Origin of the sequence: Paenibacillus yonginensis (assembly GCF_001685395.1) — a bacterium.
Taxonomy (GTDB): domain Bacteria; phylum Bacillota; class Bacilli; order Paenibacillales; family Paenibacillaceae; genus Fontibacillus; species Fontibacillus yonginensis.
Genome location: NZ_CP014167.1, coordinates 1,208,099 through 1,220,134, shown reverse-complemented (window position 1 = coordinate 1,220,134; position 12,036 = coordinate 1,208,099). Strand labels below are relative to the sequence as shown.

Annotated in this window: 9 protein-coding genes; 1 reads left to right on the top strand and 8 read right to left on the bottom strand. The window is 54.1% G+C overall.

The features are described from left to right. Positions 1 to 192: 192 nt before the first annotated feature. Entirely contained in the window at positions 193 to 702 is a 510-nt protein-coding gene (locus AWM70_RS23725) for an MFS transporter (RefSeq protein ID WP_237167831.1), read from the bottom strand. A 550-nt stretch (positions 703 to 1,252) separates the two neighbouring features. Between AWM70_RS23725 and AWM70_RS05595 the strand changes: the two genes are divergently transcribed. Beyond that, positions 1,253 to 2,005 carry a MerR family transcriptional regulator gene (locus AWM70_RS05595; RefSeq protein ID WP_068694720.1) on the top strand — a complete coding sequence of 251 codons (753 nt, stop codon included), beginning with the start codon at positions 1,253 to 1,255 and terminating at the stop codon, positions 2,003 to 2,005. Between the two features lie 204 nt (positions 2,006 to 2,209). On the opposite strand, the gene AWM70_RS05590 is transcribed toward AWM70_RS05595, so the two are convergent. The 7 genes from AWM70_RS05590 to essC all read right to left on the bottom strand — a co-directional run bounded on the left by AWM70_RS05590 (position 2,210) and on the right by essC (position 12,025). Then, positions 2,210 to 3,109: a PP2C family serine/threonine-protein phosphatase gene (locus AWM70_RS05590; protein WP_068694719.1), complete on the bottom strand. Its 900-nt coding sequence runs from the start codon at positions 3,107 to 3,109 to the stop codon at positions 2,210 to 2,212. Positions 3,110 to 3,118: 9 nt separating this feature from the next. Continuing rightward, a complete protein-coding gene (locus tag AWM70_RS05585) occupies positions 3,119 to 3,871 on the bottom strand; it encodes a vWA domain-containing protein (RefSeq protein WP_068694718.1) in 753 nt (250 codons plus the stop codon). A gap of 54 nt (positions 3,872 to 3,925) precedes the next feature. Next, the gene (locus AWM70_RS05580) at positions 3,926 to 6,043 is read right to left on the bottom strand and encodes a serine/threonine-protein kinase (RefSeq protein WP_068694717.1); all 2,118 of its coding nucleotides are present in this window, start codon (positions 6,041 to 6,043) and stop codon (positions 3,926 to 3,928) included. A 105-nt stretch (positions 6,044 to 6,148) separates the two neighbouring features. Further along, a complete protein-coding gene (locus AWM70_RS05575) occupies positions 6,149 to 6,427 on the bottom strand; it encodes a WXG100 family type VII secretion target (protein ID WP_068694716.1) in 279 nt (92 codons plus the stop codon). 110 nt (positions 6,428 to 6,537) lie between these two features. Then, a complete protein-coding gene (locus AWM70_RS05570) occupies positions 6,538 to 7,182 on the bottom strand; it encodes a WXG100 family type VII secretion target (RefSeq protein WP_068694715.1) in 645 nt (214 codons plus the stop codon). 2 nt (positions 7,183 to 7,184) lie between these two features. Continuing rightward, entirely contained in the window at positions 7,185 to 8,036 is an 852-nt protein-coding gene (locus tag AWM70_RS05565) for a hypothetical protein (RefSeq protein WP_237167830.1), read from the bottom strand. Further along, entirely contained in the window at positions 8,033 to 12,025 is a 3,993-nt protein-coding gene (gene essC, locus AWM70_RS05560) for a type VII secretion protein EssC (RefSeq protein ID WP_068694714.1), read from the bottom strand. The genes AWM70_RS05565 and essC overlap by 4 nt, the downstream gene beginning before the upstream one ends. Positions 12,026 to 12,036 lie beyond the last annotated feature (11 nt).

Below are 12,036 nucleotides of genomic sequence, written 5' to 3'. Positions count from 1 at the left end.
TATCTTGTTGATTTTATTCCTATATTGTTGATCACGATGACTTTCAGATCGCTTTCCTGGTAACTCAGTATTACCCAAAAGGAATGGCTGCTAAATCACAAGGCCTAAATAAAGGAGTTTTTTTCTAATGATGGATGGCCAGGCTAAAATGCTAAAATGCGGCAGAGCTTCTATAAAAGATTCAAACGGAAACTACCGGGACCCTTTCGGAACAGTAATTAGTAGTCCTGCAAAAAAACAGAGTCCAGCTAACAAGTACACTAGGATAAGAGAAAGCGTATTTTTCAAAACACCTGCAGCACTCATCATAAGAAGCATTGCTCCAGTCATAAGCGGAGTGCGGATTCCCATCACCCGACCTATAAAGTTCTGGTCGGTATGCTGCATGACCAGGGCGTTATTCCCGACAAATATAGCCGGTTGCAGGAGGGCAATGATAAATTGGGCCGTCATTGTTATCCATAGCTTGGTAGACAGTCCCGCTAGGATGATCCCCATACCGTTGACAAGTAGACCCGTCTGGAGTAGGCGCCGCGGGGTGATCTTGGTTGCGAGGGCAAAAGTTGCGATCCCTCCTATAATTGCGCCTAATCCATACGGTAGGCTTATCCATTTCAAAGCTTCGGCAGGCAAGTCCAACTTCTCGGTAACTAGGAAGACAGCCAGCGACGAAATTAACCCCACCCCTAGCCCCACCAACATGAAACATACTGAGCTTTAAGAGTAGCTTGTTTAGGAGCACAAACCGAACCCCATCCCCCATCTCTCGCAATAGGGAAGATGATTTGGACTCTAGATTTTTTGGCTGCTTTTGATCGGATGGGATGAAGACTAAGGCCAATGCGGATATAAGAAAGCAAATGCAAGTCGCAAATATTGAAATTTCAATTCCGAATTGCTCATACACCAAAGTTCCCAGAATTGGGCCAAGAACCATAAAGGCAGAAGTTAAGGATTGCAGCAAAGACATACAGGCTTGCGCATCCTCGTCCCGTACATGAATTTTAAACAGCTTCATACCGGAAGGCTGACCCCATTTGAGAAAACAGCGTGGAAGCGATAACAGCTCGAACAAATCCATTACGTAGCAGTTGATTAAGTCCTGAAATGTATAGTTCCCTCCCTTGTCATTTAACTGAATGCATCTTAAGGCCTTCTGGAAGGGGAGGGTCCATACTATTTTCTAAAATAATTTCATCTTGACTTTCCTCTTAGGGGAGACTTTAAGCTGTGTAAGGAAAGGAGCGGTGAAATGCTGTATACGGTAAAAGAAGTGTCGGAGCTATCCAAGGTTACGATCAAAACGCTGCATCATTATCACAAGATCGGTCTCCTCAATCCAAGCAAGATAAGCGAAGCAGGATACCGATTATATGGAACGAAAGAGTTGGAACGTTTGCAAGAAATTTTATTTTTCAGAGAATTGGATTTTTCCTTGGATCAAATTAAGGACATTTTGCAACATCATTCGGATCGGCTATCCATTCTTTCCCAGCAGGAGGAGCTGCTTCTCAGTCGCCAACATAGGCTGGATGCCATCATTCAAACCTTGCGAAAATCCATCGGAAGCATACGGGAGGGGAGAACCATGGATAACAAAGAAATGTTCAAGGGTTTTGAGAACGCGGAAGAATGGAACAAAGCGCTTGCCGAGCAAAATCAATCTTTAAAGGAATCTTATGGAGTGGGGCCTATTGAGGTTGCACCGGCGGAGGTTCAGGAAATGAATGAACAAGCAGTTGAAGCTATGACATTCATGAACCAAATGGCTGACTCATTAAGAGAAGGCGTAAAATATAATGACGAGAAAATAAGAAATTTGATCCGATGCCATCTTGAATTTATGAATGAGCATGGCCATAAAATATCTGCTCAAGATTTTTCAGTACAGACTCGATTTTTTCTAAGTGATGACTTTCATCTTCAAATGCTCGAAAGTCAGCAAACCGGTTTAGCTTATTATCTATCGGCAGCTGCAGAATCGTTTGGGACAGCGAAAGAATAAAGGACAACCGAATGCCGAAAAGCTGGTGTGTTGCTGTTTTAGGGCCACCAGTTTCTTTTGTTTTGCGCTGTCTTGAGCACAAGTTTTCCGTCGCAATTCCCTTTACAATCGATCTAATAAAAAATATGCAGACCTTGTCCGCGGTTTCCTCCGGTACAACGCCGTCAGGAATCCCGGTATTCAAGGTCTGCCTGTTTCCCTTTTTTAATGTTTTTGAAATCGTTTGCCGTTCTTTCCGTCCGGCTCTGTCCCGCTCCAGCTCACTTCCAGCAGCGAAGCGTCATCCTCCAGCCAGCCTGCTGCTCCGCCGTTCAGAGCAGACGTCAGCTCGCTGCCGGATAAGGGCAGCCCGGCTGCATCCAATACCTGGAGTCCGTCCGTATAAAGCAGCAGTCCGCCGCTTTCCTTAGCCGAAAGCGGAAGGGCCGCCATATGGGGAGATTTTGCCGCTGCCAAAAGCTCTGAGCCGCACCCGGGATTAAGGCTGGTCCATCTTTCCTCCGTTCGGAAGCTGGTCTCGGGAAGCAGGCGTTGTTCCTGTCCAGCCAGCCAAAAGCGGATCCGCAAATCCCCCTGCCACATCAGCCACAATTTTCCTTCCCGCTCACGGGTCGGCCTAATCAGGTAACCGCAGGCAAACATGGCCGCCGTGCCCCGGCTTCGCTTCTCCAGCAAGACATCCTTCAGCATTGGCGGCAGCTCTGCTGGCAGCTCCAGACGTTCCAAAGCTTTACCAGCCTTGTAGGACAATTCCTTGAGCAGCCGGACGGCCGGCTCGATCTCCATGCCTGGAAACCCGCGGAGCCATTCAAACAAACCTTCACCCAGCAGCTTTGCGCCAAAATCACCTCTATAGCTCAACGAAACGCCGTCGCATAAAACAAAGCGTACGGCATCCCCGTGAACCGCCACCGCGCCAAAATCCTGGCCCGGCTCCCCGTAGCTGCTGCTTTCGGAGGAAGGGCTGTAGCTGTAGCGGCAGGTGAGCCGCCTGTCCGTCCATGAAGCAACCGGCTGCACTTTATCCTGGCTGCTGATCCATGCAAACAGCTCGGAGGGCTGGCTGCAGCCGTCTGCGCTTTTTCCCCGGGATGACTGTCTCATGCGCTCCTCCTATCTGACCGGCGTGGCCGCGGACATTTGAAACCCGACGGACACCAGCTCGGCACAGGTTCCGGGCAGGAGCATCAGAGCCTCTTCGGACAGCTGATAGTCTGCTTCAAGCAGCATTTCCCGATAACTCGGCGGCAGGGGCGAAGACATCTGCCTGAGCAGCTCAGCATGATCATCCTTCAGCTTCGTCTGAGCGGTGATCCCGCCCCACCTTCTCGGCTCCGTGATCGGTTCCTCCAGGAGATGATCGGTGATAAATATATTTTCGATCAGCACCTTCCCGTCGGGCACAGCCATATCCATAATTCGGCGGGCAACCGGCAGCGGGTCAGCACCGGTATGCACGCCATCAGTCATATGACAAATTAAAGGGGCCGGACAATCCTGCATATAAGGCAGCTCGTCCCGTAGAATTTTTTCGGCCTGCAGGAAAGCTTTGGCGCTGTCCGAGAACCGCTTGGGCGACATCCAGGGAAGCGTCCCGAGCGCGGCAATTTCATCGATCCCTTTCACGCCTCCAAGCAGATCATACACCTCATCGCTGTACGCAAGCATGGCTACCCGGTATCTGGGAGTCAGTCTGTTTCCTTTGGTGGAACGGAACACCATTTGGCGGATGGCCATGGAAAGCGCCTCGTAGACGATATCCATTCTTCTTGTTCCTTCCATCATCATGTTCATGGAGGCGCTGATATCAATCAGATAAATGATCAAAGCGGGTGTGCGCTGTGAGGCTTGTACGGTATAGGTCATGCTTGTCCCCTTCTTCATTGTGCTTTCTGTCTTGATTTGACTCGGCTCGGCTCCCTATACATCCGGCAGGGTGTAAGCCGTGTTTTGCAGATATTTATAGATATGGCCGACACGTTTGCCGATCGCACCTGTCTTCACAAAATACTGGGCGTCCGTGTTATAAATCTCAAGGAAGTCACGGCAATATTTCTCGGCCATATCGCGGTGTCCGCCCATCTGGGCATTGTACGCCGAGTTGTAATAAGCGATCATCTTCATGGCTTTTTGATCGCGAACCGCTTTAAGCTGCGCAGCCTGTTTGGCCTGCTGGGCCTCCCGTTTCTTGCGCTCCTCTTCTTCTGCGGCCTTTTTCTCAGCCGCCTTGCGGGCCGCTTCTTCAGCAGCAGCTTTCTCTTGAGCCTGAAGAAGCTCTTTCTTTTTTTTCCATTCCAGATATTTGTTATAGGCCGCCTGCTGGTCATATTGCTTCTGGAGGGCCGCCTTGATTTTGGCCTGTCTCTCCTGCTCCGCTTTGGCAGCCGCTAAACGTTCCGCTTCTTCCTGGGCCTCATCCTTGCCTTCATCATCCGGTGAAGCGGAAACCTGCGCAGTCCCCGAAGAGGTAGAAGCACCGGCCGTCGGCAACGGCGATGCAGCCGGTGAATCCGCCATCGACGGCTGATGTCCTGAGGACTCGTGATCCGTCAGCAGCAATCCCAGTACCAGAACCAGAACCGCTGCTGCGATCCCGCTTCCCCACCACAATAACCGGCGGGAGCGAATGCGCATAGGAGCGGACTTCTCCCTGGCGGCCGCCTTTGGTGCTCCAGTGATTTTCCAACGGCCGCCTTGTTGTTCAGCTTCGCCTTGCCCAAGGTTCTCAGCCTGCGAAACCTGCTCCAGATCTTGCCCGGCTTGGTGATTCAGAGCCTGGTTCTTCAGAACCTGCAGCAAACCTTCTACTGCGGCGGTAACTTCGACGTAAAGATGGCTGCCTTGTGAAGCAGCCTTTTGGGCTTGTAAATACAGATTCAGCGCTTCCGCCGTTTTCCCTTCCTGCTCCTGCTTCCTGGCTTGTACCGTCAGCAGGGCAGCCTGCTGCTCCGTCCCAAACCGGGAGACTGCGGCCAGTTCCTGTTCATGATCCCGGCTGTCCGTTTCATTCGCTTCCGGCAAAAGCTGCATGGCGCGCAGCCCATCCCTGGAGCCCTGTTGTTTGGCAGCCTCCTGGTGCGGAACAACCGCTGCTTTCTGTTCCAGCTCCTGCAGACGCCCGGCCGCCTTCGTTAACGCGATCACCCACTCGCCAAAGGTCGGACAGAACCTGGAATCACCGCTGCCCCACGCTCTGGCAAACAGCTCGGCTATTTCCTTCCCCCATTTGTCCTCAAGGGTGCGGTTCAGCAGCTGGTATCGTTCGCAGGGCCGCTGCATCTCTTCCGGATCGAAATAGCTTTCACCCCAAGCCTGGCCACGGACTTCCGGATCGCACCAGCCCAGCATCTCAGCCATCATGACCGCTCCCGGAAACCTGTCCGCATAAGCATTCCAGGCCGCCTGCGGATGATGAGCAGAGACGCGGGCGGATGCATACCCCGGCGATCCGCCGAGCAGCAGATCGGGCGGGTCCAGACGCGGACTGAACATCTGCTCCACATCCACCAGCTCGATGTCGAACGGTCCGCTTCCAGTGAACATCACGTTTGGAGCGGAGAGATCGCAGTGGGCAATACCTCTTTGTTCCATAGCCGATCCTACCGATGACAGGAGACGGGCCGCATGCAGACTGTCGGCAGGTGACATCGTCTCTCGTCCCCCCAGCACATCCATCCAGGTCCCGCCATGAATCCACGGCATAAGGACGGCGTAAAGCAGATCCGGATATTCCGCTATCAGCTCCCCGTTACGCTCCGGGGTCAAGACTTCCCGCTTGCAAACCTTCAAGCCCTGCAGCTGGCTGAACTCCTCCATTGTCTGCGACAAATGGACGCGGGAAGGCAGCCTGAATTTGGGCAGAAAGATTTTCAGCGCCATCGTCAGGCGGGCTTCACCGTTCTCCGGGATCAGCTGGTAGACGACGCCCTGGCGTCCGGCCTGGGCATACGCCATGCCCGGCGCAACCGGATGCGTTCCAATTATGTAATTTACACCGCCAATTTGAAGTCGGTCTCCCGGATTCGGATGAAAAGCCATTCCTGTTTCCCTCTTTCTTCCCTTTCGCCTGCCAATTTGAAAATAACGGACTGGCGTTATTGCTTGATTTATATGTACCGGGCTGCGCGCCCGCTTGCTGCTGTTTTAGAAACGTGTCTGATCCAGAGCCCTGAACTTGTTTGACATCGCTGCCAGCTCTTCGCCGATCGATTCCAGCATAGACACAAAAGCTTGCATTTGTTTGTCCGCTTCCTGGAACTCATGGAAGAAACGCTGCTTGGATAATCCTTCCCATTCCTGTTCCAAGCTGTTGACCATTTGGGTTAAACCGGCAATGATCTGGCGGCTTTGCTCGCCTCCCTGAAGAAATTGACGCGCCATCTCTTCAATTTGTTCCGGATTCACCATGATTCTGCCTGCCATTGACTTTCTCCCTTCCTTAGAATCCTTTGGACAAGGCACAAAACCTTTTTTTATTGCTTTTTACCCACCTTGGCTCTAACTGAATCAGCAGCGCTTGCGCCGCTTGTCCGCTACAAACCGGAAGCCGGGTTCGTAAACACCCACGGCTGTGGATTTAAGGCGGCTTCATTCAGGATCATTTTTTCCGCCATTTTTTTACGGGTCAGACCTGAGAATGGAGTAGTGTGGTTCCCCGAAGACCATCTAAGAGTGTCTGGCTGCCCCGAGTCCGCCGGTTCGCCGCTGTCCCAAGTACCTTTAAGCTCTTGATGGCCGTATCTCGTTTCATGCCATTCCCTGCGTACGGCATCAACAGCCGACCTTGGATTGCTGATCACTCCCGGGGAAAATTTGGCCGAAGGCAGGATCAGCGAGTCCGTCCCCAGCCGGAGCGTCCGGTACAAGCTGGCGGCCTGTCCGTAGGAGCCGGTCCCTCTTGCGAAGGTGCTGCCGAAATGCCGGTCCTCTTCGTCATAGGCAGCGGAACGAACCTGCAGCCCTTGCCCTAAACGGAACAGCTCTTGTCCAAACTGTTCGGATAACAGGCGGGCCTGTTCCCATTTGGCCATGACGGCTGCCCATGCCGATTCATTTTCCTGACTGAACGAATACAGCATCCGGTTCAAATGCTCGGCAATCGTATGCAGCTGCTCGGCGGAGCGCTGCAGGCCGCTGCCTGCAGAACGGAGCTGTTCGGGTTCTATACTAATACGCATAATTATCCCCTTTCATCGGTTTCTGGCGGCTGTTCCAACCACAGCAGCAGCATGTCCTGAAATTGTTTCTTTGTGGCCGGCGTCGCCACCAGCCAATCCTCTTCGTCCCGCAAGCTCATCCGGATCAGCCAGTTCATCGTCTGACCTACAATAAAGGCGGCCCCTTGACTTTCCCAGCCATCTTCATTCCAGATGGAAAGCTGGAGCTCCCCTTCACATACCCGGTCCTTCAAACATTTTGCGAGCGCCCAGGAGGCTTCAATATCGCCTGTAGATTGAGACAGCTCATGGCTCAGCTCTTCAATATCCATCGTTTTGCTGCTCTCGTAAAGGTCGTTAAATTTTCTGCGCGAAAGCAGCAGCGCTGGCAAGTCGGACAAAGACTCCTCTTTCCACTTCATCCTTTCTACCAGCAAATCCGCAGCCGCCTGCACATTGCCGAGCTCCTTCAAAGTATAGAAGGAATCGGATTCATCGCCTCGGGCTACCTCTACCACTTTCTCATTCGTAATATGCAGGTAGCCTTCAAACGATTCCGAAGCATGCTCATACCTCACCCAGCAGGCCCGCTCTGCAAAGCCGGCAATGGCCACTCTGGCGAACACTTCGGGCGCCATGGTTAATTCATCTTCCGAATCGCCGAGAGTCAAATACCCTTTGGTCAAAAGGGCCCGCTTCACGTTCTCCCATTCAGCCGCAATTTCGTCGGTCAAATAGCCCAGAAAAGGATCTTCCACCCCGAGCAGACGATCCGACCCTAATATTCCGGCAAGGAAAAACAGCTCTTTCGTTTCGAGGTTGATCGCAGCTTTGCGTATTTCGTTTGCAGCCAGCATGAGGTCACCTCCCTTCATACGCTTACCTCCCATTGGTCACAAACCCGGTCCACCCATTTCTCCGGCGTCCAAACTTTATCAAAAGGCACTGCAGCTTTCATTCTCCGATACCTGCGGTTCACGTAAAACCCTTCTCCCGGCGGAAGCACAGGCAGTTCACCCGGCCCTGACGCCGATTCCTTGATCGGAATCCGCATGAATGCCAAGTCTGCAGGATCTTTGGTTCCAAACATAAAGCCGGTTTGACAGGCTTTCACTTCGGTGAACCAATCAGCTCCAAAGGTTGGAAAATCTCCCGGGACTCCGGAGAGCACCACGTGCAGGCCGCTATCCCGGCTTCCCCTTACGAGTTCCGTCAACCCCTCTTTCACCGTAAAATCATTGATTCTGCGCGCCAGCCAATCGGCATCGTCGATGACGAGCAGCGTTGCCGGACGCGGCTGACCGCCTTGCGCCGAAGCTTGGATATCCTCCTGAATCCGGCTGATAATTTCAGCAGCCCCGCTTTCGCCCACACCGATTCCCCGCACATGCGGCAGACGGGATAACAGGGATAGGTGCGGGCTGTCCGGCTGAGCCGGTCTGGCTTCCAAAATATAAACGGCCAGCTGCTCGGGAGCAGCATGCCAGGCTAACGAAAGAATCCAGCTTTGCAGGAAGGTCGTTTTGCCTCCCCCTATCGGAGCCCCTACGATAAAATGCGGGCCGCTGCCGAGCTGGACAGCCACCGGAGTCAAGTCCTCCGCTTCAAGACCAACCGGCACGGCTACCGCTGCCGGATTCAAGCCAAACTGTCTGCCAATCGGCAGCAGTTCCCTTAAATTCACCTTTGAAGGGGTGGAAGGAATCCGCGGGGCCCTGCTGCCTTTCCAGTCTTCCGCAATCCGGCTAAGCTCCGCCCGCAGCCGCTCCGCCCGTTCATATTCATCCGCTCCGGGTACCGGCAGCGCGGTCTGGAATTCGAGCGGAGGGTAACCTTTCAAATACCCCCGGCCGCGAATCGAAGCGGCCCGGCCCGCCGTTTTGCCGACCACGAAATAATAATCGCCTGGATCGGCAAGCTCCAGCGCAGCCGCCTGCGAAATCAGACTGCGCGTCTTCTCCGGGATATCCCCGACGCGGCTTGCCGTGAGGACGACATAGATCCCCGCAGCCGGACCTTCTCTCAGCAATTCATCAAGCCCTTCCGTTTCCCCCAGGAAACGGGTATGAAACAAACGATAATCGTCGATAACCAGCACGATATCCTCCAGCTTCCTGCCAAAAACACCCCGGTATTGATCCGCGCGCTTCAGGCCGGCGCTTGCCAGCAGCTCGCGCCGCTCTGCTGCCGTTCGTTTGAGATAACGAAACAACCTCGGCAGCCGGTCGCTTTCGTCCGGAGCGATAACCGCTCCCACCTGGGGCAGAACCGCAAAATCGCCCAGCATTCTTCCCATATCTATCAAATATCCATGCCAGCCGTTATTCGAATCATGCAGCAAAGACAACAGGAGCGTTTGCAGCAGCGTTGTCTTGCCTGAACCCGGCATCCCGTAAATCGCTGTGTGACCGGCTTTCAACGAAAGAGCCGCTGCAAATTGACGCTGCCCGGACACATCGTCGGCAAGACCAACAACTGCCACCAGCGGCTCCCTGGCCTGAACCTGCAAATCCAGCTTGTCCAAATCAAGCTGCTCAGGCAAAGGCGGCAGCCAAGGACCTTGCAAACGTTGGATGCCTTGGTCCGCTGCAGCCCGCTCTAGTGTCTCGGCGAGAACGTCCAGCTCACGTCTGCGGGACAGAGCCGGCGCTGCCTGGCTTGCCTCCGGTGTTCCTGCGTGGCCAACCGGCTGACGGACACCGTTTAGCAGAACCTTATGCATCCGGAGTCCGGCGTCCAGGTCAGGAGTCCGATCGGAGTGAGCCGCATAAACGGCTCCCGGCCAGGCAAACTGCACCTCTTCAGTCCAATCCGGGCCAACCTGCACAAATCCCCGGCCCGATACGGTCAGATGAGCCGCATCCGGCATTTTGAGCATTTCCCGGCTGTCGCTTTCGGACTCTACCCGCAAGCAGATCCGGAAGCGGGCATTGCTCCATATCTTGTCGTCAACCACTCCGCCAGGCTTCTGGGTCGCCAGAATCAAATGAAGTCCCAGCGTCCGTCCGATGGAGGCTACGCTGATGAGCTCGTCAATAAAATCCGGATAATCCATCTTGAGCTCCGCAAACTCATCGACGATGACAAAAAGATGAGGCAGAGGCCCCTCGGGCGCTCCCAGCCTATAATATTCGTCAATATGCTCCAGTCCTCCAGCCGCCTTCAGCTTCTTCTGCCTGGACACAAGCTCCGCCCTCAAGGCCGCTTTGGCCCTTTCGACCAGCCGTCCATCCAGATTGGTTAAAGAACCGACGACATGCGGCAGGTCCCGCAAAGCTCCCGACATTCCGCCGCCCTTGTAGTCGATCAGCAGGAACGCGGCATCATGCGGATGATAGTTGACGGCGGCCGAAGCTACAAGCGACTGCAGCAGCGCGCTTTTCCCCGACCCGGTCGTTCCCGCGATCAAACCGTGCGGTCCTTGTCCGCCCAAATCGATCCGGTCATGCAGATTTAAGCTGAAGATTTCGCCGCCAGTCCTTACTCCAAGCGGAACCGGAAGTCCTATCGGCAGTCTGCCCGACCTCCAGGCCTCTGCGATGGAACCGGAAGAAAGCTCTTCCAGTCCAAGCAATCCCAGCAGGCCAATCCGTTCCGGCAGCAGGTCCGCTTTAGCGCTTTTCAGCTTGATTCGGGCCATCAGCCGGGCCAGATGTTCGCTTTGCTCGGTAGAAATCCGGTCCAGCTGGAACGTGCGGCTTTCCACTTGCCCGTCTTCTTTTTTCCATAAATAACTGCCCTGCTCAGCTTCGCATTCCACAATCAGCCGGCATTGTCTCGGAAGCTGATCCACGGAACGGGCCAAAATAACGGTATGCGCCCCGGCCAGTTCCCCCGTCTCCGTCAGCATGGCATAAAGCAGTTTATGGTCCAGGACCTCGGGGTCGGACAGCAGCACAATATCTTTTGCGGGTTCTTCCGCCCCTTTGGAACTCACAGAGCCTGCAGAACGGTCAAAACGCCTTCTTAATTCCCTTTGCAAATAGTCGGCTAATTGCTGCTTATCCCCAGATGTACAAGCCATACGCCTGAAATGGCCGTCTACCTCCCATAAGTGCGGGAACCAGCGCATCCACTCCCAGCGGCCCAGCTGCTCTTCCCTGAAAAAGGCCGAAACTCTCACCTCATCCGGCGAGTGGCGTACGGTCAGCTGGACAAGGAGATTCCGCAGAACCTGAAGACAGGACGCCAAATCTCCCACAATGCCGATCACGCCCGCCCCTGACAGCGGAACGGCAACCGGACTGTCCGAAATAGAGCCTGTCCGCTCGACCAGCCTGCGGGCTTGTTCATACCATCGCTGCGGATCTCCTTGAGGTTCCGTACTCGGAAGCGAGAACGTACAGGCGGCCGGAACTTCGCCCGTACCGACCCGCAGATGCAGGAAGTCCGGCTCGGTTAAAGATCTTTCCCACAGGGACGGCGCTCTTCTTCTTACGATGCTTTCAGACCGTACAAAATCCCCGTGAATTTGTTCCAGGACTTCCCGCTGCTCATTTGCTTTAGTGCGCCATTCCGATTCAAACCGGTTTAGCAGCTCAGCATACACTTGTTCCTTTTGATGCAGCGCCCAGGCATATTTCTTCCTGGCATAAAACAGGTACCCCGCCGGGACGGCTCCTGCTAACACCAGCACCAGGCTGGACATCCACAAAATAAAGCGGCTTGCCCCTTCGGCTGCATCTCCTTTAGCCAGTACGTAGATCAGTATACCGAATCCGCTTAAAAGCGCGAGTGTCGACAGAACCAACCACGGAAGACCTACAGCCGGTTTAGCCGTTACCTGAGACGGAGCCGGCAGCTGCTGCCTGCTTGGTTCTATTTCCTGTCTGATCCGGGGGGATCTTTGATAAACAATGCCCATAGCTCGCCCTC

What these genes read in the sequence shown, in the direction of transcription:
- AWM70_RS23725 (WP_237167831.1), bottom strand. Translation starts at nt 702, where the DNA reads ATGTTGGTGGGGCTAGGGGTGGGGTTAATTTCGTCGCTGGCTGTCTTC.
- AWM70_RS05595 (WP_068694720.1), top strand. Translation starts at nt 1,253, where the DNA reads ATGCTGTATACGGTAAAAGAAGTGTCGGAGCTATCCAAGGTTACGATC.
- AWM70_RS05590 (WP_068694719.1), bottom strand. Translation starts at nt 3,109, where the DNA reads ATGAGACAGTCATCCCGGGGAAAAAGCGCAGACGGCTGCAGCCAGCCC.
- AWM70_RS05585 (WP_068694718.1), bottom strand. Translation starts at nt 3,871, where the DNA reads ATGACCTATACCGTACAAGCCTCACAGCGCACACCCGCTTTGATCATT.
- AWM70_RS05580 (WP_068694717.1), bottom strand. Translation starts at nt 6,043, where the DNA reads ATGGCTTTTCATCCGAATCCGGGAGACCGACTTCAAATTGGCGGTGTA.
- AWM70_RS05575 (WP_068694716.1), bottom strand. Translation starts at nt 6,427, where the DNA reads ATGGCAGGCAGAATCATGGTGAATCCGGAACAAATTGAAGAGATGGCG.
- AWM70_RS05570 (WP_068694715.1), bottom strand. Translation starts at nt 7,182, where the DNA reads ATGCGTATTAGTATAGAACCCGAACAGCTCCGTTCTGCAGGCAGCGGC.
- AWM70_RS05565 (WP_237167830.1), bottom strand. Translation starts at nt 8,036, where the DNA reads ATGAAGGGAGGTGACCTCATGCTGGCTGCAAACGAAATACGCAAAGCT.
- essC (WP_068694714.1), bottom strand. Translation starts at nt 12,025, where the DNA reads ATGGGCATTGTTTATCAAAGATCCCCCCGGATCAGACAGGAAATAGAA.